Below are 26,345 nucleotides of genomic sequence, written 5' to 3'. Positions count from 1 at the left end.
AGCCGTGGCTGCCCCGTGCGCTGCGTGGTGAGTGAGATCAAAGTTTGACCGGTTGCACGTTCCAGATTTGTTCGGCGTACTCGCGGATGGTGCGATCGGACGAGAAATACCCCATGCCGGCGATATTCATCACCGCCGCGCGCTGCCAGGCGGCCTTGTTGCGATAAAGGGCGTCCACCTTGTCCTGGGCATCCACATAAGAGCGGTAATCGGCCAGCAACTGGTAATGGTCGCCCCAGTTGACCAGCACGTCGAACACCATGCGGTAGCGTTCCGGATCATCCGGGCTGAAATGGCCGGACGCCAGCAGGTTGAGGACCTCATGCAGTTCTGCGTCGTGGTCGTAGAACTCACGCGGGTTGTAACCCTTCTTGCGCAGTGCTTCGACCTGTTCGGTGGTGTTGCCGAAGATAAAAATGTTGTCCGGGCCGACATGGTCTCGCATCTCGACATTGGCGCCATCCAGAGTGCCCATGGTCAGCGCACCGTTGAGCGCAAACTTCATGTTGCCGGTGCCGGAGGCTTCGGTCCCTGCCAGTGAAATCTGCTCGGACAGATCGGCCGCCGGGATGATCAGCTCCGCCAGGCTTACGCCGTAGTTGGGGATGAACACCACCTTGAGCTTGTCGCCAATGGCGGGGTCGTTGTTGATCTTGCGGCCCACGTCGTTGATCAGTTTGATGACAAGCTTGGCCATCTTGTAGGCCGAGGCTGCCTTGCCGGCGAAGATCACCACGCGCGGCTGCCAGTCTTTTTCCGGGTGCTTGATGATGCGGTTGTAACGCGTGATCACGTGCAGCACATTCAGGAGCTGGCGCTTGTATTCGTGAATGCGTTTGACCTGCACATCAAACAGCGCATGCGGATCGACCACGCCCCCCATCTTGCGGGCGATGTGCTGGGCCAGGCGCTGCTTGTTGGCAAACTTGGCCTCGGCCACGGCGTCGATGAACGCCGGGAAATCCATGTGTTGCTTGAGTTCGGCCAGTTCATCCAGATTGCCGCGCCAGGTTTTGCCAATGTAGTGATCAATCACCCCGGCCAGCGCCGGATTGGCCTGGGCCAGCCAGCGGCGCGGCGTAATGCCGTTGGTCATATTGCAAAAGCGGTCGGGGAAGAGTTTGGCGAAATCGGCAAAGATCGACTGCACCATCAGGTCTGAGTGCAGTTGCGATACGCCATTGATCTTGTGGCTGGCCACAACCGCCAGCCAGGCCATGCGCACGCGGCGCTCACCGGATTCATCAATCAGCGAGATGCGGCGGATCAGGTCCACGTCGTCTTTATGCTGCTCACGCGTGTCATCCAGGAAGCGTTCGTTGATTTCAAAAATCAGCTTCATGTGGCGCGGCAACACGCGGTTCATCAGCTCAACCGGCCACGTTTCCAGCGCTTCTTGCATCAGCGTGTGGTTGGTGTAACTGAACACTTTCTGGGTGGTGGCCCAGGCGTCGTCCCATTTGATTTCAAAATCATCAATCAGGATGCGCATCAGTTCCGGAATCGCCAGCACCGGGTGCGTATCGTTCAGGTGGATCGACGTTTTCTCGGCAAAGCGCGTGAAGTTCTCATGGGTTTGCCGATAGCGGCGGATGATGTCCTGCAGGCTGGCGCTGGTAAAGAAATACTCCTGGCGCAGACGCAGTTCCTTGCCGCTGTAGGTGGAGTCATCCGGGTAGAGCACGCGTGAGACGTTCTCGGACAAGTTCTTTTCTTCCACGGCGGCAAAGTAATCGCCCTGGTTGAACTTGGAGAGGTTGATCTCATTGGACGAGCGGGCCGACCACAGCCGCAGCGTGTTGGTGGCGGTGGTGTCGTAGCCGGGGATGATCTGGTCATGGGCGACGGCGAAGACATCTTGCGTTTGCAGCCAGCGCGTGCGGCTGCCTTCCAGTTGCAGATGACCGCCAAAGCGCACCAGGTATTGCACTTCAAAGCGTTCGAACTCCCACGGGTAGCCATTGGCCAGCCAGTAGTCCGGCGCTTCGATCTGGTTGCCGTCAATGATGCGCTGCTTGAACATGCCGTAGTCGTAACGGATGCCATAGCCGTAACCCGGCAGGCCCAGCGTGGCCATCGAGTCGAGGAAACACGCGGCGAGGCGCCCCAGGCCGCCGTTGCCCAGCGCGGCATCGGGTTCCAGTTCTACCAGTTCGTTGTAATCCATGCCCAGTTCATCAAGCGCGCCACGGACCTCGTCATACAGCCCCAGCGCGAGCAAGGCATTGGTCAGCGCACGGCCGATCAGGAACTCCATGGAGAGGTAGTACACGCGTTTGACGTCTTGCGAGTACTGGGCGCGCGTGGTGCGCATCCAGCGCTCGATCAGCCGGTCGCGCACGGCCAGGAACGAAGCATTGAGCCAGTCGCGCGGCTGGGCGCTGATCGGGTCTTTACCGATCGCGAATACCAGCTTGTTGGCGATGGAGCGTTTGAGCGAGGCTACGTCGGTGTTCGGGGAATCATGAACGAACGTGACGGTCATTGTGGATCTCCCAGGCAGGCAGTTCAGGCCAGCAATTGTTCATAAAGCGTGAAATACGAACGGGCGGCGGCATCCCAGCCAAAATCCTGTTTCATGGCCACTTGCCGCACCGCCTTCCAGTCTTTGGGGCGCCCCCACAACGCCAGCGCCCGGCGCAGGGCTTGTCGCATGCCGTGCGCTGAGAACTCGTCGAACACAAACCCGGTGGCTTGCTCGTCTGCCATGTTTTCCAGCGAGCTATCGACCACCGTATCAGCCAGCCCGCCCACGCGGCGAACCAGCGGTAATGCACCATATTTGAGCCCGTACAACTGCGTCAGACCGCAGGGCTCGAACCGGCTGGGCACCAGCACCACGTCGGCCGCCGCCATCAGGCGGTGGGACTGGGCCTCGTCATAACCTATCTGCACGGCCACCTGGCCCGGATCACGCAAGGCAGCGGTGGCAAAGGCGTGTTCCAGCCCCTGATCGCCACTGCCCAGCAAGGCAAACTGCGCGCCGGACGCTACCAGTTCCGGAAGCAAATCCAGTACCAGGTGCAGGCCTTTTTGCTCGGTCAGGCGGCTGACCACCACAAACAGCGGCGCATCAGCGTCTGACTGCAACGAGGTGTGCTCTTGCAAGGCCAGCTTGTTGCGCGTCTTGTTCTGCGGTTTGTCCGCCGTGTAATTGGCCGGGATCAGCGCATCGGCCGCCGGGTTCCAGATGGCATCGTCCACGCCGTTCAGAATCCCGGTCAGCGCGCCGGCACGATCCCGTAACAGACCATCCAGCCCGCAACCTTGTTCCGGCGTCGTGATCTCGCGCGCGTAGGTCGGGCTGACGGTGGTGATGTGGTCGGCGTAAAACAGGCCGGCTTTGAGGAAGGACATCTGGCCGTGGAACTCCAGGCCATGCATGCCAAAAAAATGGCCGGGCAGGCGCAACTCGCCAAATTGCCAGGCCGGGAACACGCCCTGATAAGCCAGGTTGTGGACCGTGAACACCGACTTGGCCGGTCGCCCGCGCGCAGCCAGATACGCCGGGACCAGACCGGCATGCCAGTCATGCCCGTGCACGATCTGCGGCCGCCAGTAAGCATCCAGCCCGCTGGCCAGTTCTGCCGCCACCCAGGCCAGCAGCGCAAAGCGCAGATGATTGTCGCCGTAGGGTTCCTGATGCGGGTCCAGATACGGATTGCCGCTGCGGTCATACAAACCCGGGGCGTCGATCACATACAGTTCAAGCCCGTTTTCCGGCACACGACCAAAGATCACCCGGACATGGCCGGCAAAGGTATCGATTGCCGCCACTTCGCCGGCTTCTTCAATCCCGGCGCGAATAGCCGGAAAACCCGGCACCAGCACGCGCGTATCCGCACCCAGTTGTTTGAGCGCGGGCGGCAGGGCGCCGGTGACATCGGCCAGCCCCCCCGTCTTGAGCAGCGGAAACAGTTCGGAACATACGTGCAGCACTTGCATGTCAAATCTCTCCCGGCGTTGCCTTGTTGGCAAACGTATTGAGCGCCGTTCAGGTTGCAGGCAGATAAAAGTGATCGATAAAACCGGCGCTTCGTAATGCAGTGTCGCTGTTGCTGTTGGTGCCGCTGTTTTTGCGCTTTCCCCCGTTCAGGGACTTTGCCGATTGATGAAGAGCCCGCAGGCGCTCACGAAGGACTTGAATCCGGTCCCGCTGGATTATCGCTAGCGCGCTGAATCCATCCTGCAGATCAATCGGCGTGATGCCTTTCCACCCAAGGCCACCTGTGGTGGCCGTACTGGATTGCTGCCTTCGCCGGAATGACAGACTGGTTGGGTGGCGCAGGCAGGGTTGCCGGCAAAGCCCTCAAAGCTTCGCCAGCATCTCTCGGGTGATCAGCAGTACGCCGTCATCGCTGCGATAAAACCGCTTGGCGTCTTCCTCGGCGTTTTCGCCAACCACCAGCCCGTCCGGAATCACGCACGCGCGGTCAATCACGCAGCGGCGCAAGCGGCTGGAGCGGCCGACGACCACGTCAGGCAGGATCACCGCAGAGTCGATGGTGCAGAACGAATGCACCCGCACGCGGGAGAACAGTACGGAGTTGATCACCAGCGAGCCGGACACAATGCAACCGCCGGACACCAGCGAGTTCAGCGTCATGCCGTGGCTGCCGTTGCGGTCCTGGACAAACTTGGCTGGTGGCAGTTGTTCCTGATGGCTCCAGATCGGCCAGTCGCGGTCGTAAACATCCAGCTCCGGCGTGACGGAGGCGAGGTCCAGGTTGGCTTTCCAGTACGCGTCTACCGTACCGACGTCGCGCCAGTAGGGTGGGGATTCGGGGTCGGTCGAGACGCAAGAGAGTTCAAACGGGTGGGCGAAGGCTTTGCCCTGGGAAACGGCTTTGGGGATGAGGTCCTTGCCGAAATCGTGACTGGATTTATCGTCCTGGATGTCTTCTTCCAGAATCTGGTTCAGATAGGCCGCGTTGAAAATGTAGATCCCCATCGAGGCCAGCGCGGATTCCGGCTTGCCCGGCATGGGGGGCGGGTCCGCCGGTTTTTCCACAAAGTCGATGATGCGGCGGTATTCGTCCATGTGGATCACGCCAAAGGCGGTGGCCTCGGCGCGCGGCACTTCAATGCAGGCCACCGTGCACTCGCCGCCTTGCTCGACGTGATCAAGCAACATGCGCGAGTAATCCATCTTGTAGATGTGATCCCCGGCCAGGATCACCACATATTCAGGCCGGTAGCCGCGGATGATGTCCATGTTCTGGTACACGGCATCTGCCGTGCCGCGATACCAGTGTTCTTCATCAATACGCTGCTGCGCGGGCAAGAGGTCAACGAACTCGTTCATCTCGTTGCGCAAGAACGACCAGCCGCGCTGCAGATGGCGCAGCAGGCTGTGCGACTTGTACTGCGTGATCACGCCGATGCGGCGGATGCCCGAGTTCAAACAGTTGGAAAGGGCAAAGTCGATAATGCGGAACTTGCCACCAAAGTGGACCGCCGGTTTGGCCCGGCGATCCGTCAGGGCTTTCAGACGGGAACCACGACCACCCGCCAGCACCAGCGCGACCGATTTGTTCGGTAATTGCCGGGCCAGCGTAATCTTGTCCATGATCGGATATTGCATGGTGGTCTCCACGGTTTTCTGGTGAGCGCCCATTTTTCTGCCCCTTCTTTGGTGGTTTGTCTGTCAGGTCACGACTGTGGGTTCAGTCCGGCCGGTAAGTGGTGCAATGCGGGCCAGATCACGCGAGGTGGTGATCAGGTCTGCCAGCGCCTCCTGGGTCGGCGTGGCGTGGCGTGCCGCATCGGCCTCGTAACTTTCAAGATAGACCCGCAATGTCGCGCCTTCCGTACCGGTGCCGGACAAGCGGTAGATCAGGCGGGCGCCATCTTCAAAAATGATGCGCACACCTTGCTTTTGCGTGGTCGAACCGTCGACCGGATCATGGTAGGCAAAGTCATCTGCCAGTTTGACCTTGCGGTGTGCCAGTTGCGTGCCGGCCAGTTGCGGCAGCCTGGCGCGCAGTTCATCCATGAGCTTGTTGGCGGCGTCGGTATCAATGCCTTCGTAGTCGTGGCGCGAGTAAAAATGGCGGCCGTATTGTGCCCAGTGCTCGGTGACAATCTGGTTCACGCTCTTGCCGGTGGCCGCCAGAATGTTGAGCCAGAACAGGATGGCCCAGATGCCGTCTTTCTCGCGGATATGGTTGGAGCCCGTGCCGTAGCTTTCTTCGCCGCACAGCGTGGCCTTGCCGGCATCAAGCAGGTTGCCGAAGAATTTCCAGCCGGTCGGCGTTTCAAAGCACGGCACGCCCAGCGCCTTGGCCACCACGTCGGCCGCTTGCGAAGTCGGCATGGAGCGCGCAATGCCGCTGATGCCTTGCCGGTAGCCCGGTGCCACCGTGGCATGTGCGGCGATGATCGCCAGGCTGTCGGACGGGGTGACCACCAGTTTGTGGCCGACGATCATGTTGCGGTCGGCATCGCCGTCAGAGGCGGCGCCCAGGTCTGGCGCGTTGGCGGCATCAAGGTGTTCGATCAGGTCCGTGGCATAGACCGGGTTCGGGTCCGGGTGATGGCCGCCGAAGTCTTCCAGCGGTTCGCCATTGACGACCGAGCCAGCCGGCGTGCCCAGCAGACCTTCAAAAATGTGTTTGCCGTACGGGCCGCCGACGGCAGAAAGTGCGTCGTAACGGATACGGTGGCCGGCATCCAGCCATTGCTTGATGGCGGCAAAGTCGAACAGTTGCTGCATCAGTTCGGCGTAGTCGGCCACGGGGTCGATGACTTCGACCGTCATGCCGTCCAGCGTGCCACTGCCAACAGTGTCGATGTCGTAATCAGGCGCATCGGAAATCAGGTACTGCGTGATGGTGCCGGACCTGGCGTAAATGGCATCGGTCACTTTCTCCGGGGCCGGGCCGCCGTTATCAATGTTGTACTTGATGCCGAAATCGCCATCCGGGCCGCCCGGGTTGTGCGAGGCAGACAGGATGATGCCGCCAGAGAGCTTGTGCTTGCGGATAACGCAGCTGGTGCCCGGGGTCGACAAAATGCCGCCCTGGCCGACCATGACCTTGCCCACACCGTTGGCGGCGGCCATTTTCAGGATGACCTGCACGGCTTCGCGATTGTGGTAGCGGCCGTCGCCACCCAGTGCCAGGGTTTTGCCTTTCACATTGCCCAGCGCGTCAAAAATCGACTGGACGAAGTTTTCCAGGTAATGCGGCGCCTGGAACACGCCGACTTTCTTGCGCAAGCCGGAAGTGCCAGGCTTCTGGCCGGCAATGGGCTGGGTGGAGATGGTTTGCGTACTCATATTGATAACCCGTTCTCTAGGAGCTGTTGTCGTGAGCGGCCGGCCCGCCGGGCCTGATGCCGCAGGGGTGCAGTCGCTCTCATTGTGTTGTCGTGCCGGCAGCTTGCGCCGGTTCGGTCTCTGTCATCATGACGGTCACACTGCGCGGTGAGGCGCGGTACTCGCCTTGATGCAGGCCCGATTCCCTGGCCTCGGCGCTGGCCAGTTCAACGCGCCAGCAGCCAAGGGGTAAACGGAACTCCAGTTGGTGCGCGGAGCCATTGATCAAAATCAGGATGCCGTCTTTTAATGCCAGCATCATGGCGCGCGCCGCGCTGTCGTCCCAGTCGTGCGATTTCAGCGCTGCGCCGGATGGATTGAGCCATTGCACATCGTACTGGCCGTCCGGCGAGGGCGTATCTTGCCACCACTGGCCGTTAACCAGAACAGCACACGCCTTGCGCAGCGCAATCAGGCGGGCGACGAAGTCGATCATGTCGGCATCGGCATGCGCCCAGTCCAGCCAGCTGGTGGCATTGTTCTGGCAATAGGCGTTGTTGTTGCCGCCCTGGCTGTGGGCCAGTTCATCGCCGGCCAGCAGCATGGGCGTGCCCTGGGCCAGCATCAGCGTGGCCAGCAGTGCCCGGCGCGAGCGTGTGCGCAACAAGAGCACGTCTTCGTCCTCGCTGGGGCCTTCTTCGCCGCAGTTCCAGGAGTAATTCTCGTTGTGGCCGTCACGGTTGTTTTCGCCATTGGCCTTGTTGTGCTTCTGGTTGTAGCTGGTCAGATCGGCCAGGGTAAAACCATCATGCGCGGTGATCAGGTTGACCGACGCCCACGGCTTGCGGCCCGGCACGCCAAATAGATCACTTGATGCGGCCAGCCGCTGGGCCAGTTGTCCGCGGTTGATACCGTCATGCAGCCAGAAGCGGCGCAGCGTGTCGCGGTACTGATCGTTCCATTCGGCCCAGCCCGGCGGAAAATGCCCCAGCTGATAGCCGCCACCGCCGACATCCCATGGTTCTGCAATCAGTTTGACGTGCGCCAGTACCGGGTCTTGCGCCAGCGCTGCAAACGGGCCGGCCGAGGTGGTATAGCCGCCGCCAGGACCACGGCCCAGCACGGGCGCCAGATCAAAGCGAAAACCGTCGACATGACAGACGCCCACCCAGTAACGCAGGCTGTCCATCATCAATTGCAGCATGCGCGGGTGGCTGAGCTTGAGCGTGTTGCCGCAGCCGGTCCAGTTCTCGTAGCCGCCATCGCCCGCCAGGTGGTAATAGCTGGCGTTATCAATACCGCGCATGGACAGCGTCGGGCCTTTGTCATCCAGTTCTGCCGTGTGGTTGAACACCACATCCATGATGACTTCCAGCCCGGCCTGATGCAGCGCTTTAACCAGATCACGAAATTCCGAGAGCGGTGTGGTGCCGGCGCGGCCAGACCAGTAGGCAGACTCGATCGCCATCATGGCCAGCGGGTTGTAGCCCCAGTAATTGCTCAGGTTCATGCGCTGCAGACGGGGCTCGTCGGCATGCAGGGTCACCGGCAACAGTTCGACCGTGGTCACGCCCAGCCGCTTGAGGTGGGCGATGACCGCCGGGTGGGCAAACCCGGCATAGGTGCCGCGCAGGTTCTCCGGCACATCCGGGTGTTGCATGGTCATGCCGCGTACATGCGCTTCATACACCACGGTTTGGGCCCACGGCACGCGCGGCGCTTTGTCGCCTTCCCAGTCGTAATCATCATGGCCGGGTACACGGGCCTTGGGGGCGAGTTCGGCGCTGTCGGTCGGGTCCGGCTGGCCGGGGTTTTCCAGATCATCGCCCAGAAAGTTGGAGTGATCGTGCGCATGGCCGATCACGTCTTTGGCATACGGGTCCAGCAACAGCTTGGCCGGATTGAAACGATGCCCTTCACGCGGCGCGTAACGGCCGCTGACCCGGTAACCATAAATTTGCCCGGCTTTGCCGCCGGCCAGAAAGCCATGCCAGATATTGTTCTCGCACACTGGCATGGGCAGACGGGTTTCGTGACCGTCGGCATCAAACAGGCACAACTCGACGCCGGTCGCGTTTTCTGAAAACAGCGCAAAGTTGACGCCGTCTTCATCCAGCGTGGCCCCGAGCGGGAACGGTCGCCCGTCCTGCAGCGTCATGGCGCCACCCGTTTCAGGTAGATGGTGGCCAGCGGCGGCAAGGTCAGCACCAGCGAGTGCGGCTGGCCGTTGCAGCCTTCGGTGGTGGTGTATTGCGGCGGGTTGCCGACGTCGCTGCCGCAGTAGTAGTGAGAATCGGTGTTGAGGACTTCTGCATACTGGCCGGCGTCCGGCACGCCAATGCGGTAGCCCTCACGCGGGACCGGGGTGAAATTGCAGATCACCACAATGCCGTCGCCCGGCGCATTGCCGTAGCGGATGAAAGGGTAGACCGAGTTGATGTTGTCATCGGGATTGATCCAGCGGAACCCTTCCTCGTTGAAGTCTTTCTGATGCAGCGCGCCTTCACGCTTGTAGACCTGGTTCAGATCACGGATCAGCGACTGCACGCCGCGGTGCCAGTCCACCTCCAGCAAATGCCAGTCCAGGCTGGCTTCGTGATTCCACTCGCGGCCCTGGCCGAACTCGCAGCCCATGAACAACAGTTTCTTGCCCGGGTGCGCCCACATGAAAGCGTAATAGGCGCGCAGGTTGGCAAACTGCTGCCAGGCATCGCCCGGCATGCGTGACAACAGTGAGCCCTTGCCGTGCACCACTTCATCGTGCGAGAGCGGCAGCACAAAGTTCTCGTGCCAGGCGTACATCAGGCCGAAGGTCATCTTGTTGTGGTGGTACTGGCGATGCACTGGGTCCAGTTTCATGTATGACAGCGTGTCGTTCATCCAGCCCATGTTCCACTTGAAGTGGAACCCCAGACCGCCATCAGACGGCGGGCGCGTGACCGCGGGGAAAGCGGTGGATTCTTCGGCAATGGTGATGGCTTCCTGGCGCACGGTGCCGACGGTTTCGTTCATGCGCTTCAGAAAGTCGATGGCTTCCAGGTTCTCGCGACCGCCAAAGCGGTTAGGCACCCATTCGCCTTCCTTGCGGCTGTAATCGCGGTACAGCATGGAGGCCACGGCATCCACGCGCAGGCCGTCAATGCCATAGCGCTCGATCCAGTAAAGCGCATTGCCGATCAGGTAATTGCGTACTTCATTGCGGCCATAGTTGAAGATCAGCGTGTTCCAGTCCTGATGGAAGCCTTCACGCGGGTCGGCGTGCTCATACAGATGCGTACCGTCAAAGCGCGCCAGGCCGTGCGCATCAGACGGAAAATGTCCGGGCACCCAATCCAGAATGATGCCGATGCCGGCGCGGTGGGCGGTATCGACAAGGTGGCGGAAATCATCCGGCGTGCCAAAGCGCGACGTCGGCGCGTACATGCCCAGCGGTTGATAACCCCAGGACGCATCAAACGGGTGCTCGTTGACCGGCATCAACTCAATGTGGGTAAAGCCCAGGTCTTCCACATACGGGATAAGCTGGTCGGCCAGTTCGCGGTAGGTCAGCCAGCGCTGGCCGTCTTCCGGCACGCGTTTCCAGGAGCCCAGATGCACTTCATAGATGGATACCGGCGCATCGAACGCGTTGGCCTTGCGCCGCGCTTCACTGGGTTCAACCCAGGCGGGCAGGCGTGCCACCTTGCTGGCGGTGCCGGGGCGCAATTCCATGGTCAGGCCGTAGGGGTCTGATTTAAGAAAGATGTCGCCGTTCTGGTCGCGGATTTCGTATTTGTACATCTGGCCGATCTGCGCATTGGGCATGAACAACTCCCACACGCCGCATTCGGGCCGGAACCGCATGGGGTGGCGGCGGCCATCCCAGTAGTTGAAGTCGCCCACCAGCGCCACGCGTTGGGCGTTCGGCGCCCACACGGCAAAGGCCACGCCGCCAATGCCTTCCAGCGTGGTCGGGTGCGTGCCCAGTTTTTCATAGGGGCGGGTATGCGTGCCTTCGGCCAGCAACCAGACGTCCATATCCCCCAGGCTGGGCCCGAAACGGTAGGCGTCTTCCAGATCAAACTGCCCGTGCGCCCAGGTCACCAGCAAGCGGTAAGCGAAGCGGTTCTTGCGGCGCGGAATCAGCCCTTCAAAGAAGCCGCGCTCGTCGGTGCACGGCAAAGCCACAATCTTGCGGCCACCGGGATCGGTCACGGTGACGGCGGAGGCCTGCGGCTGAAAGGTGCGGATCACCAGCCCCTCATCGCTCTCGTGCAGACCCAGCACGGCAAACGGGTCGGTATGGTCACCTTCAAACAGGGCGTCGCGGGTGGCTGCGTCAAGCTGGTAGGGCATGGGCACGATCTCTTGGTGGATTTTGTCGGGAAATCTGTCTGATTCACGTGCTATATAAGCAGCGGTGCGCAGGCGTCACACCACCTGCACGACACGCTTGCCATTAATTTATAGCCTAATGGTTACGCGCATGCAGTGCTGCAAGACGAGGTTGAGTATCCGCTTTCAGACATATCTCACAAAAACCGGAATGCTGATTCAAAGGGGAGCAAGACATGGCCAGATCTGCCAAAGCCTGGTGGCGCGGTGCGGTGATCTACCAGATTTACCCGCGCAGTTTCATGGATAGCAACGGCGACGGCGTGGGCGATCTGCCCGGCATTCGCCAGCATGTGTCTTATCTCAAGCGGCTCAATATTGATGCAGTCTGGATCTCGCCGTTCTTTACCTCTCCGATGAATGACTTTGGCTACGACGTGTCGGATTACCGGGATGTCGATCCACTGTTTGGCACACTGGCGGACTTTGACGCGCTGGTGGCAGATCTGCACAAGGCCGGGATCAAGGTGATCATCGACCAGGTGTTGTCGCACACCGCCGACGCCCATCCCTGGTTTGTGGAAAGCCGCCAGAGCCGCGACAACCCCAAGGCCGACTGGTATGTCTGGGCCGATGCCCGCCCCGACGGCACGCCGCCCTCCAACTGGTTGTCGGTGTTTGGCGGCTCGTCCTGGCAGTGGGATACCCGGCGCCGCCAGTACTATCTGCACAATTTCCTGACCAGCCAGCCTGATCTCAATTTCCACAATGAAGAAGTGCAACAGGCCACGCTGGATAACATCGAGTTCTGGCTCAAACGCGGGGTGGACGGCTTCCGGTTTGATGCCTGCAACTATCATTTTCATGATCGCAAGCTGCGCAGTAACCCGGCCGCAGAGTCGGTAGACGACATGACCGTGACGCTCTCCAACCCGTATGGCATGCAGCAGCACCGTTACGACAAAAGCCGGCCGCAGAACCTCAAGTTCCTCAAGCAAATCCGCAAATTGCTGGATCAGTACGGGGCGGCCAGCGTGGGCGAAGTGGGGGACGATGACTCGCTGGCGCGCATGGCGGAGTACACCTCCGGCGGCGACAAGCTCAATCAGGCGTACAGCTTCAACCTGCTGACCGAAGCGCATACGGCCGAGCATATCCGCCGCCAGGTAGAAGACCTGGAAGCGCACATGGCCATGCATGACAAGCCCGGCTGGGCGTGCTGGTCGGTGGGCAATCACGATGTGCCGCGCGTGCTTACGCGCTGGGGCCACAACACGGACGACCCGCAATTCTCCAGAATGGTGCTGGCGCTGGTTACCACCTTGCGTGGCAGCAGTTGCCTGTATCAGGGCGATGAACTGGGCCTGCCCGAAGCAGACATCCCGTACGCCTTGCTGCAAGACCCGTATGGCAAAGCCTTCTGGCCGGAGTTCAAAGGCCGCGATGGCTGCCGCACGCCCATGCCCTGGAAAAAGAACGCGGCGTTTGGCGGGTTTTCCACCGCGCAACCCTGGCTGCCGATACCGGGCGAACATCTGGCGCGGGCGGTGGCGGTGCAGGAACGGCCAGCGGATTCGGTGCTGAACTTCACCCGGCATTTTCTGGCCTGGCGGCGCGGCTATCCGGCGCTGATCCGTGGCGATATCCATTTTTACAAAGTGCCGGAGCCAGTGCTGCTCTACACCCGCAAACACGATCATGTCACCGTGCTGGTGGCGTTCAATCTGGGCAGCGCCAAAGTGCGCGTCAAACTGCCGACCCTGCTGCGCGATGTCATTCCGCTCTCCGGCCATGGTCTGGGGCGCGGGTTGATTGAAAACGGCATGCTGGACCTTGGCGCATATGGCGGAGTTTTTGGTACTGTGCGCTGATCGATTAGCACAACCGGTTTTCATTCATGCACATTGTCATTGCGCCGGATTCATTCAAGGAAAGCCTCTCTGCATGGCAGGTGGCGCAGGCCATTGCCGCCGGTTTTGCCGAAGTGTTTGCGGATGCCCGCTATACCCTGCTGCCCATGGCTGACGGGGGCGAGGGCACGGTCGATGCCTTTGTCGTCGCCACCGGCGGCCAGCGGGTTGAGGTGTCGGTGACCGGTCCGCTGGGGACCCCGGTCAAGGCCTTTTACGGGCTGACGGGCGATGGCCACACGGCCGTGATCGAAATGGCCGCAGCCAGCGGGCTGGCGCTGGTGCCCGCTGCCGCGCGCAACCCGCTGTTGACCACCACACGCGGCACGGGTGAGTTGATCATGGCCGCGCTGGATGCCGGCGCACGGCATCTGGTGATCGGTCTGGGTGGCAGCGCAACCAATGATGGCGGCGTCGGCATGGCGCAGGCGCTGGGGTTGCGCTGTGTCGATGCGGCCGGTGCCGAAATCGGCCCGGGCGGCGGTGCCCTGGCGGCGCTGGCGCAGCTGGATGCGGCCGGTCTGGATACGCGGCTGGCCCGGTGCCGGATTGAAGTCGCTTGCGATGTGGATAACCCGCTGACCGGGCCGCAAGGCGCCTCTGCCGTCTTCGGCCCGCAAAAAGGGGCGACCCCGGCCATGGTGGCGCGTCTTGACGAGTGCCTGGGCCGCCTGGCCATCTGCCTGAAACAGGGCCTGGGCAAAGATGTGGCGGATGTCCCCGGGGCCGGTGCCGCAGGCGGCATGGGCGCCATGATGCTGGCGCTGGGCGGGCAGTTGCGGCCCGGCGTGCAGATTGTGGCGGACGTCTTGCGGCTGGATGAAGCGATCCGCGACGCGGATCTGGTCATCACCGGGGAAGGGCGCATGGACAGCCAGAGCCTGCGCGGCAAAACCCCGGTGGGCGTGGCGCAAGTGGCCAGACGTCATGGCAAGCCGGTAATTGCGCTCAATGGCTCACTCACCGCCAGCAGTGACGAATTGCAGCGCGCCGGCCTGGATGCCGCATTCAGCGTACTGCACGAACCAGGCGATCTGGCGCAGGCACTAAGCCAGGCTGCGCCCAATGTCCGGCGGGCCGCACGCAATGTCGCCGCGACCCTCCAGCTGGCACAACAACTCAAGCCTTAACGGCCAAACGTGGCCATGACCTCTGCGCTGCCCAGCGCTTGCGCCTTGATCTTGTCGACCAGGTTGTCCGGGCTGCTGTTGCTGGCATCCGCGCCCAGCTTTGCGCTTTTCAGCGCGTACACGGTGAAGTGATAGTGATGCGGTTTGTCGCCGGCGGGCGGGCATGCCCCGGTATAAGAAAAGCTGTAGTCACTGTTGCGGCCCTGAACCGCGCCGGCGGGCAGCGTCTTGCTGTTGTACTCGCCAGCCGCTGCGGCCACGTTGTTGACGCTGGCCGGGATATCAAACAGCACCCAGTGGAACCACGTCCGCGCACCGGGCGCATCCGGGTCTGATACCACGATGGCAAAGCTCTGGGTGCCGGCAGGCGGGTTGTTCCAGGCCAGATCGGGCGAGATATTCTGGCCCTTGCATCCTTCGCCGTAGGCCACGTGTTTCTGGCTCAGGGTGGCGCCGCTGGTGACATCATGGCTGGTAACGGTAAAGCCGGCGGCGTGGCTGATGCCGGTGGCAAGCAAGAGCGCGCTGGCCCAGGTCAGATGGTGTTTCATGGTGGCGTTCCTTTTCTCTCTGTGAAAAGGCAGTGCTGATGGATGCGGTCGTCTGCCGCGTGCACTGCGCCAACCCATCATAGGAAAAGCGGACCGGACCGTGTCGCCCGATCCGGTCAGATTCTGGCCCGAACCGGTCAGGCCAGCGCGTCGGCCGCAGACTCGGCGTGCGTTGCCTGCGGCGTCTGGAAAGAGGCGCGCAAGGCCAGTGGCGACAGCCCGAAACGCTGGCGGAACGCAGCGGCAAACCGCGACGGCGAGGTATAGCCGCAGGCCTCGGCAATGCGCTGGATCGGCGTGCTGCCATCCATCACCATGGCTAGCGCGCGTTCCATGCGCACATCCAGCAACAACTCGCTGAACGAGACGCCTTCATCACGCAGGCGGCGGCGCAGCGATGACTCGCTCAAGGCCAGCTTGCGGGCGACGTCGTCAGCGTGCCAGTCTGCCGCCACATTGCTGTACAGCGTCCACACCACGCGTTCACGCCAGCGGCCCGGCTGGGCCATGACCAGATCACGCGCCACGCCTTGGCGCGCCAGTGCCAGCCACAGGGCTTCCCAGCGCAACTCAACCAGCGCGTCAGAGAGTTTGTCGTGGCGGGTAATGAGGATTTCGCTGATGTAATCGTGCAGCGCCTGGCGGCTGCCGGTGTCGGGCGCAATGAGCGGGTGGGCATCCAGTTGCGCGGGCAGTACGCCGGCATAACGCTGGCGGAATCGCTGCAGCATGCTGGCATCAGCGGCAATCACCACCGCCGCAAAATAACCGCGTTCCGGATCGGGCACATTGGTAAAGGTGATGGTGGTGCCCGCACTGACCGTAAACCAGTCGCCGGCCTTGCAGATGAACTCGCCACTGGCGGTCTTGATGTGTTTTTCACCGGCCAGCACCGCGATCAGACACGGCACAAAGTAGGGCGTGCGCTGCACCTGTACGCGGTGATGAAAGCGGAACAAGGCCGCACCACCCACAAAGGTGCGCTCGGCCAGATTGGGCAAGGCCATGAGTTGCGACAACAGGGTTTGATGCATGCTGATCACCCCGACCGGTTGAATGGGCGCTTAGCCTACAGCCAGTTGATGACATTGGGTTGGTTTTATGGGCCAGCGGCCCACCGCTTGTCGCATTCCTGCGCCAGGCCTGCCGCAACGGGATTGCAGGTCTGCCGGTGTTTTCTGACAGCCTGATGGAAAAAGTCATATCTGTTTTAGAAATAACCTTGAATATCAATGGCTTGTGATTTTTGTTCTGACTGGTCTTGCCGGTAAAAGTCGAGTAAAATAGTCGGCTTTCCAACCCTCCCCGAAGCAGCCAGCTTATGCTTGATCGCTTGCGTGAAGACATCCGGGCCATTTTTGAGCGCGATCCCGCCGCACGTTCCATGTGGGAAGTGGTCATCTGTTATCCGGGTTTTCAGGCGCAAACGCTGCATCGCATGGCGCACGCCCTCTGGCTGCGCGACTGCAAGCTGCTGGCTCGCACCGTGTCGCATTTCGGCCGCTGGCTGACCGGTATCGAGATCCACCCGGGCGCCAAAATCGGCCGCCGCGTGTTCATCGATCACGGCATGGGTGTGGTGATTGGCGAAACCGCAGAGATCGGCGACGACTGCACGCTGTACCAGGGCGTGACCCTGGGCGGCACCTCGCTGCATGAAGGCAAGCGCCACCCGACGCTGGAAGAAGGTGTGGTGGTAGGCGCGGGGGCTAAAGTGCTGGGCGGCTTCACCGTGGGGCGCGGCGCCAAGATCGGCCCGAACGCTGTGGTGATCAAGCCGGTGCCGGCGGGCGCCACCATGGTGGCCAACTTGGCGCGCATGGTCGACAAGGAACGTGACAAGGTCCGGGCCGAGCAGGCAGAGAAAATGGGCTTTACAGCCTATGGCCTGTCTGACGACATGAACGACCCGACGGTGAAAGCCATTCACGGCCTGCTGGATCACTCAGTCACCACCGACAAGCGTCTGGACATGATCCTGGCGCGGCTGGAGCAACTGGGTGTGGATTGCTCCAAAGAGCGTGCCGCGCAAGACGGATTTGACCCCAATTATCTGAACCGGATTGTCGAGGAATAAGCCCTCGGCAGACGGTATTTTGACGATAAAAACCCACTGAACTACCAGGGTTTTTAGTTGACTAAATTTGTAGGGTATTTTACGATGCCCGCTAAACGATCAACCAGGACAAAGCGATGCGACTGACGACCAAAGGCCGGTTTGCCGTAACGGCAATGCTCGACCTGTCCCTGCGCCAGGCCAAAGGCCCGGTGACACTGGCGGGGATCAGCGAACGCCAGCAGATTTCGCTTTCTTACCTGGAACAACTGTTTGGCAAGCTGCGCCGCCGTGAACTGGTTGAAAGCGTGCGCGGCCCTGGCGGTGGTTACTGTCTGGCGCGTGGCGCCGAACTGATCACCGTGGCCGAGATTATCAAGGCCGTCGATGAACCGATCGACGCGACGCAATGCGGTGGCAAGGAAAACTGCCTGGAAGACCACCGCTGCATGACCCACGACTTGTGGGCCAGCCTGAACAAAACCATTTACGACTATCTGTCTTCGGTCACCCTGGCGCAGCTGGTAGAGCAACAGCACGAAAAACAGCGCCGCCGTGAGCAATGCCAGCAAGCGGTCCTGATGGACCAGCGCCCTGGCAGAACGGCGGAAGCCGCTGGTGTGTTGCCGGGTCTGTAAACCCTGGCCGCATCGAAACAGAAGCAAGCAGTAAAAACAGTAAAACCCATACGCACAGATTGAGCACGGAGTACCTGTAATGGACCGCAAGTTGCCGATTTACCTTGATTACTCTGCCACCACCCCGGTTGATCCGCGCGTGGCGCAGAAGATGATTCCGTACCTGACCGAACACTTCGGCAACCCGGCCTCGCGTTCGCACGCCTACGGCTGGGAGACGGAATCGGCCGTAGAAGAAGCGCGTGAACAAGTTGCCGCGCTGCTCAACTGCGACGCCAAGGAAATCGTGTGGACCTCCGGCGCGACCGAATCTGACAACCTGGCCATCAAGGGCGCTGCGCACTTCTATCAAAGCAAGGGCAAGCACCTGATCACCGTGAAGACCGAGCACAAAGCCGTGCTGGACACCACGCGTGAACTGGAACGCGAAGGTTTTGAAGTTACTTACCTGGATGTCAAAGCCGACGGGCTGATTGATCTGGACGTGCTCAAGGCGGCCATCCGCCCGGACACCATCCTGATCTCGGTCATGCTGGTGAACAACGAAATCGGCGTAATCCAGGATGTCGACGCCATTGGTGAGTTGTGCCGCGAGAAGGGCATTGTGTTCCATGTCGACGCCGCGCAAGCCACTGGCAAGGTCGTGATCGACCTGCAAAAGACCAAGATTGACCTGCTGGCCCTGTCTGCCCACAAAACCTACGGCCCGAAAGGCATTGGCGCGCTGTACATCCGCCGCAAGCCGCGTATCCGTCTGGAAGCACAAATGCACGGTGGCGGCCACGAGCGCGGTTTCCGCTCCGGCACGCTGGCCACGCACCAGATCGTTGGCATGGGCGAGGCTTTCCGCATTGCCCGTGAAGAAATGGGCACTGAACTGGAACGCATCCGCATGTTGCGTGACCGTCTGTGGGCCGGTATCTCTGATATCGAAGAAACCCACCTGAACGGTGACATGGATCAGCGCGTTCCGCACAACCTGAACGTGAGCTTCAACTTTGTTGAAGGCGAATCGCTGATCATGGCGCTGAAAGAACTGGCGGTGTCCTCCGGCTCGGCCTGTACCTCTGCCAGCCTGGAACCGTCTTACGTGCTGCGCGCGCTGGGCCGCTCTGATGAACTGGCGCATTCGTCGATCCGTTTCACGATCGGCCGCTTCACCACGGTTGAAGATATCGATTTCGCCGTCAAGTTGATCCATGAAAAGATCGGCAAGCTGCGTGAACTCTCGCCGCTGTGGGAAATGTTCAAGGACGGCGTGGACATCAGCCAGGTGCAGTGGGCTGCACACTGATTGTGAGCGTGAGGGGTGAGGCGTGAGGAGAAAAACCGCCACATCCCTTGGTGTAAAAACAGATTGAAATCAGGTCGTGAGTGGTGGGGTTCCAACGGGTTTTACCCCTGACACCTCGCCCTCACACCTCACTGGAGAATCTCATGGCTTATAGCGAAAAAGTAATCGACCATTACGAAAATCCGCGCAACGTCGGTTCCTTTGAAAAGGGCGACGAGACCGTTGGTACCGGCATGGTCGGCGCACCGGCCTGTGGCGACGTGATGAAGCTGCAGATCAAGGTCGGCGCAGATGGCGTGATCGAAGATGCCAAGTTCAAGACCTACGGCTGTGGTTCGGCCATTGCTTCCTCGTCGCTGGTGACCGAATGGGTCAAGGGCAAGACGCTGGATGAAGCACTGGCTATCAAGAACACCCACATTGCCGAAGAACTGGCCCTGCCGCCGGTGAAAATCCACTGCTCCATCCTGGCTGAAGACGCCATCAAGGCAGCGGTTGAAGATTACAAGCAAAAGCACACCGCCTGAGCACGGCTGGATCGGGATGCCGGCATGACGCGGCATCCGTAACGTGACTGGACTGGAGTTTTTGAATGGCTTTGACTTTGAGTGAACGCGCTGCGAACCATATCTCTGGCTACCTCGCCCGTCGTGGCAAGGGCTTGGGTGTGCGTCTGGCAGTGAAGACATCGGGCTGTTCCGGCATGGCCTACAAGCTGGAATTCGTGGACGTGCAAGCGGATACCGATCTGGTATTTACCAGCTTTGGCGTGCAGATTTTTACCGATGCCAAGAGCCTGCCGTACATCGACGGGACCGAGCTTGATTACGCCAAGGAAGGGCTGAACGAAGGCTTCAAGTTCAATAATCCGAACGTGAAAAACGAGTGCGGCTGCGGCGAGAGTTTCCACGTCTGAGCGGCATGACTGAACCCCTGCCTTGCGATCACGCGGGCAGGGCGGCGTTAAAAAGAACGGGTATAGCCCGTTTTCTTGTTAATCTGCAGGTTCACGCGACCCAGGCCAGCACCGCCCGATGAATTTCGACTTCAACCAGACTCATTTCGAGGTATTCCAGCTCCCGGCCGCTTTTGCGCTTGATACAAAAGCTCTGGAAGCGCAGTACCGTGCGCTTCAGGCCACCTGGCACCCCGACCGTTTTGCCGGTAGCGATGACACTGAAAAGCGGGTCTCGCTGCAGGTTGCCACGCGCCTGAACGAAGGCTATCAAACCCTCAAGTCCCCGGTTTCCCGCGCCCGTTATCTGCTCAAACTCAATGGTGTGGATACGCAGGAAGAAACCAACACCGCCATGCCCATGGATTTTCTGATGAACCAGATGATCTGGCGTGAGCACATTGCCGAGGGCAAGGCGTCGCAAAATGTGGAGCGGCTGGAAGAACTCAACCATGAACTGCGCCAGGAAATCGGCGCCATGGAAGACGAGTTGTCCCGCCTGATCGACGACGAGGCTCGCTATGACGATGCCGCCATGATTGTGCGCAAGATGCGTTTCATGGAGCGGCTGGATCAGGAAATCGGCAACGCCATCGAGTCTGTTCTGTACTGATACTGACGGGTCGCCCCAGGGCGGCCCGTGCAATCCATCTGACCGCGTTTGTTCTGGCCGATAACGGCGCAGGCAAACGCGAGTTATCGCCAGAAGCCGGTCTTCTGGTTTCAATCCAGGCGCGCGGCAGCAATAACGCGCGCCTTTTTGACTTTACGAGCTATGGCCTTACTGCAAATCGCCGAACCTGGCATGTCCACCGCCCCGCACCAGCATCGTCTGGCGGTCGGGATCGACCTTGGCACCACCAACTCGCTGGTTGCCACCGTGCGCAGCGGCAGCGCGGTCTGCCTGCCTGATCATGATGGCCGCGCGCTGTTGCCCTCGGTGGTCAATTACGCGGCCGACGGCGGTGTGCTGGTGGGCCGTGCCGCGCAGGCAAAGCAAAACAAGGACCCGGCCAACACCGTCGTGTCGGTCAAGCGCTTCATGGGCCGTGGCCTGAAAGACATCGCGGAACTGGCTACGCCTTACCGCTTTGTCGATGAGCCGGGCATGCTCAAGCTGCAAACCGCCGCTGGTATCAAAAGCCCGGTGGAAGTCTCTGCCGATATCCTGCGTACGCTCAAAGATCGTGCCGAAGAAAGCATGGGCGGCGAACTGGTTGGCGCGGTGATTACTGTGCCGGCGTATTTTGACGACGCCCAGCGCCAGGCCACCAAAGACGCGGCGCGTCTGGCCGGTTTGAATGTGCTGCGCCTGCTCAACGAACCCACCGCTGCAGCCATTGCCTATGGCCTTGATAACGGCGCCGAAGGCACCTTTGTGGTGTATGACCTGGGCGGCGGCACCTTTGATGTGTCGATCCTGGAGCTGACCCGCGGTGTGTTTGAAGTGCGCGCAACCTCGGGTGATTCGCAACTGGGTGGCGATGATTTTGATCACCGCATTCACTGTTGGGCGATGGAGCAAACCGGCCTGTCGCGCCTGAATGCGCAAGACTCGCGCCTGTTGCTGACGCGCGCCCGTGAAGCCAAGGAAGCGCTCACCGATCACGACAGCACGCACCTGACCGCCATGCTCTCTGACGGGCAAATGGTGGATCAGGAACTGACCGCAGACAAACTGCACGAGCTGACTTCGCACCTGGTGCAAAAAACGCTGCTGCCGGTGAAAAAGGCGCTGCGCGATGCCAAGCTCACCGTCAATGACATCAAGGGTGTGGTGCTGGTGGGCGGCGCGACGCGCATGCCGCAAGTGCGCCGCGCCGTGACCGAATTCTTCGGCAAGACGCCGCTGACCAACCTGGACCCGGACAAAGTGGTGGCGCTGGGCGCGGCCATGCAAGCCGACGTGCTGGCAGGCAACAAGGGCGATGATGAATGGCTGCTGCTGGACGTCATTCCGTTGTCTTTGGGGCTGGAAACCATGGGTGGCCTGACCGAGAAGGTCATTCCGCGCAATTCCACCATCCCGACCGCACGCGCCCAGGAATTCACCACTTACAAAGATGGCCAGACCGCCATGGCCATTCACGTGCTGCAAGGCGAGCGTGAAATGGTCAGCGACTGCCGTTCGCTGGCGCGCTTTGAATTGCGCGGCATTCCGCCCATGGTCGCCGGTGCGGCGCGGATTCGCGTCACGTTCCAGGTGGATGCCGACGGCTTGTTGAGCGTGTCGGCGCGGGAGCAATCCACCGGCCTGGAAGCCAGTATCGCGGTCAAGCCGTCGTATGGTTTGTCGGATGAAGAAATCGGCCGCATGTTGAGCGAGTCGATGACCCACGCGGCCGACGACATGACCGCGCGCAAACTGGCCGAGGCCAAAGTGGAAGCCACCAGCCTGTTGCAGGCGACGGAAGCCGCGCTGGAGGTTGATGGCCAATTGCTGGATGACGCTGAACGCGCGGCCATTCACGCCGTGCTCGATGATCTGCGCCAGCGCCTGGCCGGTAGCGATGCCGATCTGATCCGCACCACGGCCGAAGCACTGAACCAGGCAACGGTGGAATTCGCCGGTCGCCGCATGGATGCTGCCGTGAAGCGTGGCCTTGCCGGCCAGAAGATTGGCGAACTCTGAACGCGCCCAACTGAACACCCGTAACCCGAAGGGACTGTAACGTGACTCAAATCGTCGTACTGCCTCATCCCGTGTTGTGCCCGGATGGCGCGGTCCTTGAAGCCGAGCCGGGCACTTCGATCTGTGATGTGCTGCTCGAAAATGACATCGAGATCGAGCACGCCTGCGAAAAATCGTGTGCCTGCACCACCTGTCACGTCATCGTGCGTGAAGGTTTCAACAGCCTGGAAGCCAGCGACGAGCTGGAAGACGACTTGCTGGACAAGGCCTGGGGCCTGACCGCGCAATCGCGCCTGTCGTGCCAGGCGATTGTGGAAGAAACCGATCTGGTGGTCGAAATCCCCAAGTACACCATCAATCACGCCCGGGAAAACCACTGATGACAGATGTCTCTGCAAGTCAGCAACGCGTAGCCGACGTGCTCACGCGCCATGGCATTGCGGCGCGCATCGTCACCTTTGATGCATCTACCCGGACGGCAGTCGATGCCGCCGCGGCCATTGGTTGCGATGTGGCGCAAATTGCCAAATCCATTATCCTGAAAACGCGCCAGAGCAATCAGCTGGTGCTGGTAGTCACCAGTGGCCGCAACCGCGTCTGCGAGAAAAGCGTGACCGAACTGGTAGGGCAAAAGGTGGGCCGGGCCGATGCCGATTTCGTGCGTGAGAAAACCGGTTTTGCCATTGGCGGCGTTGCCCCGGTGGCGCACCTGGAAGACCCCATCGTCCTGATTGATGAAGACCTGCTGAGCTACGCCGAACTGTGGGCAGCAGCAGGAACCCCGAACAGCGTATTCCGGCTGACCCCCGCGGAGCTGGTGGCCTTGACCACCGGCCGCGTCGCCCGGATCAAAGAGGAGAGTGCAGTATGAAGTGGACCGATACCCATGACATCGCCATTGAACTGGCGGACCGCTTTCCGGAAATCGACCCGCGGACCATCCGCTTTACTGACCTGATGGAATGGGTCATGGCGCTGGATGACTTTGATGACGAGCCCTCCCGCTGCGGCGAACGCATCCTGGAAGCCATCCAGGCCGCCTGGATCGAAGAAGTCTGATCTGCATCACGTCGCGCCAGGTGTCTCATTGCCTGGCACCCGGTTTGACCAGAGGGCCGGATTGAACCATACAATGATGGATCAACCGGCCACCTGAACGGACCCACCCCCAACATGCCTGCCGCGCAACCTGCCCGCGACACCGTGACTACACCTCCCGCCGCGCGTTCTGTCGCCAGCCTGGTGCTTAATGCCCGCTTCAAACTGTTCGATCTGCTTGAGCGCCACCCGGACCAGGGTGATTTCACCCAGCGCCTGACCGATATCGTCTGGCAACTGCAACTGGCGTGCGAGCAAGATGCCGATGTGGCACTGGCCGTTATCCTGCATGCGCAGGAAGGCGGTTACGGTATCCGGCACTCGGTCGATACCGCCATCGTGGTTGATCTGGTGTGCGAGCGGCTGGACATGAACCCGCTGGATCGCCAGTCAGTCGTCAGCGCTGCCCTGACCATGAACATGGGCATGATGGCGCTGCAGGAAACCCTGGCGCAGCAATCCACGCCGCTTTCCAGCGCACAACGCGAAGAAATGCATCGTCACCCGATGATTGGCCGGGAAATGCTGCGCCGGCTGGGCGTGTCGGACCAGTTGTGGCTCGATTGCGTGCTGCAACACCATGAAATGCCCGATGGCAGCGGTTACCCGGCGCGGCTGGAAGGGGAAGAGTTGCGCTTTGAAGCGCGGCTGATCGGTCTGGCCGACCGTTATTGCGCCATGCTGACCCAGTCGGCCTGGCGTAGCGGCAGTGTGGTTGATAGCGCCTTGTTCCGCACTTTGCGCGCCCATGGCAGCGCTGCGGACGCCAAGCTGGGCCGCCTGTTTGGCGATACGCTGGGCCTGTTCCCGCCGGGCGCGGTGGTGCGCCTTGCCAACGGCGAGAGCGGCGTGGTGAAGCATTACGCCAATGAATCCGCGCCGCTGGTGACCGCCTTGTTTGACGATGCCGACATGCCCTTGCTGGAGCCGGTTGATCGCGATACCGGCAAACCGCAGTTTGCGATTACCGACATGCTGGAGCCGGCCGCGCTGGTCGGGCGTGTCCAGTTTGAACAAGTCTGGGGCGCTGCGGCCATGGGCCTGTAAGCGGTGCCGACCAGGCCGCGTGTTCTCTTACCTTTCTTTTTACTTGTTTTTATTCCACAAGAAACGCAGGAACTGATCCATGCAATTTGCTGAAGTACTGGCTGGCTTGCCCACCGTTGACCACCTGGCTGGTCTGGAACTGCTTGATGGCGAAACCGTCGCCGCCCGCCTTGAAAACAAACCCGGCCAGGCCGGCAGCGTGCGGGTATACCACGCGCTGTACCAGGAATTTGGCGCCATCGATACCGTCGCCGCCGACAAAGGCCTGCGCCTGTATGCCGAACACACGGTCGATGCACGTGCCAACCCGGGCAAGCATCCCAATATTGATCGCCTGCTGACGCTGGCCGAGGGTGGTCAGCCGTTCTCCGTACGCTTGCTGCCGGCCTGAGCGGGCAGGGCGCAGACGTAAAAAAGGCCAGCAGTTGCTGGCCTTTTTTTTGTGCCCGGTGACTGGGCGATTATTCCTCTTCTTCGCCTTCCGGCTCGCTCATCAGCAAAGAGCCCTGAACGGTTTCGCGCGTCAGGTGCGGCGAGAACAGCTCGATAAAGTCAAAGGCATAACCGCGCAGATAGGCATCACGGCGCACGCCAATGCGCGTGACCGAGGGCTCGAACAAATGGCCGGCATCAATCGCCACCAAGCCGCGATCACGTTCCGGTTCAAAAGCCATGGTCGCTAGAATACCCACGCCCAGACCCAGCGTGACGTAGGTCTTGATCACGTCAGAGTCGATGGCGGTGAGCACGACATTGGGGGTCAGGCCCTGCTTTTCGAAAGCGCGGTTGATCAGCGAACGGCCGGTAAAGGCAAAGTCGTACGTCACCAGCGGGTAGGCCGCGACATCATCCAGACCGATCTTGCGATCCAGCGCCGCCAGCGGGTGGCCTTCCGGTACCACGATGGACCGGTTCCATTCGTAGCACGGCAGCATGGCCAGTTCCGGGTAATGGTCGATGCCTTCCGTGGCGATGGCGATATCGGCCTCGCCTTCGACCACCATTTCGCTGATCTGGGTCGGGCTGCCTTGTTTGATCGACAGCCGCACCTTGGGGTAACGCGACAGGAACGCCTTGATGGTCCGCGGCAGGGCGTAACGCGCCTGCGTGTGCGTGGTGGCAATGGTCAGGCTGCCGCCTTCCACGTTCACGAACTCTTCACCAATGCGCTTGAGGTTCTGCGCCTGCATCAGGATGCGTTCGGCAATGTGCAGGATCTCGCGCCCCGGCGCGGTCACATCAACCACGCGTTTGCCGTTGCGGATAAAGATCTGTACACCCAGTTCGTCTTCCAGCAAGCGGATCTGTTTGGAAATCCCGGGCTGTGACGTATGCAGTTTTTCTGCTGCTTCAGAGACGTTGAGTCCTTGTTTTGATACTTCAACCAGGTATCGCAATTGCTGTAATTTCATGGCGTTCCCAATAAATAACCACGCATTCTAAAATCTTAACATAACAGTCT

At 60.8% G+C, this 26,345-nt stretch carries 23 protein-coding genes; 14 read left to right on the top strand and 9 right to left on the bottom strand.

Annotated features, from left to right (window positions below):
• Positions 1-37: 37 nt before the first annotated feature.
• From glgP to glgB, 6 genes are all read right to left on the bottom strand, one after another.
• Positions 38-2,485 carry a glycogen/starch/alpha-glucan family phosphorylase gene (gene glgP, locus IEX57_RS09930; RefSeq protein WP_188704182.1) on the bottom strand — a complete coding sequence of 816 codons (2,448 nt, stop codon included), beginning with the start codon at positions 2,483-2,485 and terminating at the stop codon, positions 38-40.
• Between the two features lie 23 nt (positions 2,486-2,508).
• Positions 2,509-3,945 (bottom strand): glycogen synthase GlgA, encoded by a 1,437-nt coding sequence (glgA, locus tag IEX57_RS09925; protein ID WP_188704181.1) that lies wholly within the window; start codon positions 3,943-3,945, stop codon positions 2,509-2,511.
• Positions 3,946-4,309: 364 nt separating this feature from the next.
• The gene (gene glgC / locus IEX57_RS09920; RefSeq protein WP_188704180.1) at positions 4,310-5,584 is read right to left on the bottom strand and encodes a glucose-1-phosphate adenylyltransferase; all 1,275 of its coding nucleotides are present in this window, start codon (positions 5,582-5,584) and stop codon (positions 4,310-4,312) included.
• A gap of 63 nt (positions 5,585-5,647) precedes the next feature.
• Positions 5,648-7,279: an alpha-D-glucose phosphate-specific phosphoglucomutase gene (locus IEX57_RS09915; RefSeq protein ID WP_188704179.1), complete on the bottom strand. Its 1,632-nt coding sequence runs from the start codon at positions 7,277-7,279 to the stop codon at positions 5,648-5,650.
• Positions 7,280-7,358: 79 nt separating this feature from the next.
• Positions 7,359-9,416: a glycogen debranching protein GlgX gene (gene glgX, locus IEX57_RS09910; protein ID WP_188704178.1), complete on the bottom strand. Its 2,058-nt coding sequence runs from the start codon at positions 9,414-9,416 to the stop codon at positions 7,359-7,361.
• The gene (gene glgB / locus IEX57_RS09905) at positions 9,413-11,593 is read right to left on the bottom strand and encodes a 1,4-alpha-glucan branching protein GlgB (protein WP_188704177.1); all 2,181 of its coding nucleotides are present in this window, start codon (positions 11,591-11,593) and stop codon (positions 9,413-9,415) included. Before glgB ends, glgX begins: the two co-directional genes overlap by 4 nt.
• A 215-nt stretch (positions 11,594-11,808) precedes the next feature.
• Between glgB and IEX57_RS09900 the strand changes: the two genes are divergently transcribed.
• Together IEX57_RS09900 and IEX57_RS09895 are read left to right on the top strand one after the other, a co-directional pair.
• A complete protein-coding gene (locus tag IEX57_RS09900; protein WP_188704176.1) occupies positions 11,809-13,443 on the top strand; it encodes an alpha-amylase family glycosyl hydrolase in 1,635 nt (544 codons plus the stop codon).
• A gap of 26 nt (positions 13,444-13,469) precedes the next feature.
• Positions 13,470-14,612 carry a glycerate kinase gene (locus IEX57_RS09895; protein WP_188704175.1) on the top strand — a complete coding sequence of 381 codons (1,143 nt, stop codon included), beginning with the start codon at positions 13,470-13,472 and terminating at the stop codon, positions 14,610-14,612.
• On the opposite strand, the gene IEX57_RS09890 is transcribed toward IEX57_RS09895, so the two are convergent.
• Positions 14,609-15,163 (bottom strand): YbhB/YbcL family Raf kinase inhibitor-like protein, encoded by a 555-nt coding sequence (locus tag IEX57_RS09890; protein WP_188704174.1) that lies wholly within the window; start codon positions 15,161-15,163, stop codon positions 14,609-14,611. The genes IEX57_RS09895 and IEX57_RS09890 overlap by 4 nt on opposite strands.
• A gap of 137 nt (positions 15,164-15,300) precedes the next feature.
• Entirely contained in the window at positions 15,301-16,197 is an 897-nt protein-coding gene (locus tag IEX57_RS09885) for an AraC family transcriptional regulator (RefSeq protein WP_188704173.1), read from the bottom strand.
• Between the two features lie 287 nt (positions 16,198-16,484).
• Here IEX57_RS09885 and cysE point away from each other — a divergent pair, with 287 nt between their 5' ends.
• The 12 genes from cysE (at position 16,485) to IEX57_RS09825 (ending at position 25,274) form a co-directional block, all read left to right on the top strand.
• Entirely contained in the window at positions 16,485-17,240 is a 756-nt protein-coding gene (gene cysE / locus IEX57_RS09880) for a serine O-acetyltransferase (RefSeq protein ID WP_188704172.1), read from the top strand.
• Between the two features lie 116 nt (positions 17,241-17,356).
• Positions 17,357-17,857, top strand: a complete 501-nt coding sequence (iscR, locus tag IEX57_RS09875; protein ID WP_188704171.1) for a Fe-S cluster assembly transcriptional regulator IscR — start codon at positions 17,357-17,359, stop codon at positions 17,855-17,857.
• Positions 17,858-17,936: 79 nt separating this feature from the next.
• A complete protein-coding gene (locus tag IEX57_RS09870; RefSeq protein WP_188704170.1) occupies positions 17,937-19,151 on the top strand; it encodes an IscS subfamily cysteine desulfurase in 1,215 nt (404 codons plus the stop codon).
• A gap of 143 nt (positions 19,152-19,294) precedes the next feature.
• Positions 19,295-19,678, top strand: coding sequence for a Fe-S cluster assembly scaffold IscU (gene iscU / locus IEX57_RS09865; protein WP_188704169.1), 384 nt, complete (start codon positions 19,295-19,297; stop codon positions 19,676-19,678).
• A gap of 65 nt (positions 19,679-19,743) precedes the next feature.
• Positions 19,744-20,067, top strand: coding sequence for an iron-sulfur cluster assembly protein IscA (gene iscA / locus IEX57_RS09860; protein WP_188704168.1), 324 nt, complete (start codon positions 19,744-19,746; stop codon positions 20,065-20,067).
• A 118-nt stretch (positions 20,068-20,185) separates the two neighbouring features.
• A complete protein-coding gene (hscB, locus tag IEX57_RS09855) occupies positions 20,186-20,719 on the top strand; it encodes a Fe-S protein assembly co-chaperone HscB (RefSeq protein ID WP_188704167.1) in 534 nt (177 codons plus the stop codon).
• Between the two features lie 162 nt (positions 20,720-20,881).
• The gene (hscA, locus tag IEX57_RS09850) at positions 20,882-22,738 is read left to right on the top strand and encodes a Fe-S protein assembly chaperone HscA (protein ID WP_188704166.1); all 1,857 of its coding nucleotides are present in this window, start codon (positions 20,882-20,884) and stop codon (positions 22,736-22,738) included.
• Between the two features lie 41 nt (positions 22,739-22,779).
• A complete protein-coding gene (fdx, locus tag IEX57_RS09845) occupies positions 22,780-23,118 on the top strand; it encodes an ISC system 2Fe-2S type ferredoxin (RefSeq protein WP_188704165.1) in 339 nt (112 codons plus the stop codon).
• Positions 23,118-23,609, top strand: coding sequence for a YbaK/EbsC family protein (locus IEX57_RS09840; RefSeq protein ID WP_188704164.1), 492 nt, complete (start codon positions 23,118-23,120; stop codon positions 23,607-23,609). The genes fdx and IEX57_RS09840 overlap by 1 nt, the downstream gene beginning before the upstream one ends.
• Positions 23,606-23,797, top strand: a complete 192-nt coding sequence (iscX, locus tag IEX57_RS09835) for a Fe-S cluster assembly protein IscX (protein WP_188694999.1) — start codon at positions 23,606-23,608, stop codon at positions 23,795-23,797. The genes IEX57_RS09840 and iscX overlap by 4 nt, the downstream gene beginning before the upstream one ends.
• A 114-nt stretch (positions 23,798-23,911) precedes the next feature.
• Positions 23,912-24,883 (top strand): HD-GYP domain-containing protein, encoded by a 972-nt coding sequence (locus IEX57_RS09830; protein ID WP_188704163.1) that lies wholly within the window; start codon positions 23,912-23,914, stop codon positions 24,881-24,883.
• 79 nt (positions 24,884-24,962) lie between these two features.
• Positions 24,963-25,274 (top strand): DUF2322 family protein, encoded by a 312-nt coding sequence (locus IEX57_RS09825; protein WP_188704162.1) that lies wholly within the window; start codon positions 24,963-24,965, stop codon positions 25,272-25,274.
• A 70-nt stretch (positions 25,275-25,344) separates the two neighbouring features.
• Here IEX57_RS09825 and cysB read toward each other — a convergent pair whose 3' ends face one another.
• On the bottom strand, positions 25,345-26,295 hold the full coding sequence (gene cysB, locus IEX57_RS09820; protein ID WP_188704161.1) for an HTH-type transcriptional regulator CysB: 951 nt from the start codon (positions 26,293-26,295) through the stop codon (positions 25,345-25,347).
• Positions 26,296-26,345: the final 50 nt, after the last annotated feature.

The organism is Silvimonas iriomotensis (assembly GCF_014645535.1).
In the GTDB taxonomy this organism is placed as follows: domain Bacteria; phylum Pseudomonadota; class Gammaproteobacteria; order Burkholderiales; family Chitinibacteraceae; genus Silvimonas; species Silvimonas iriomotensis.
The sequence above is the reverse complement of the archived record's forward strand: the minus strand, read 5'-3'. Positions and strand labels throughout refer to the sequence as shown.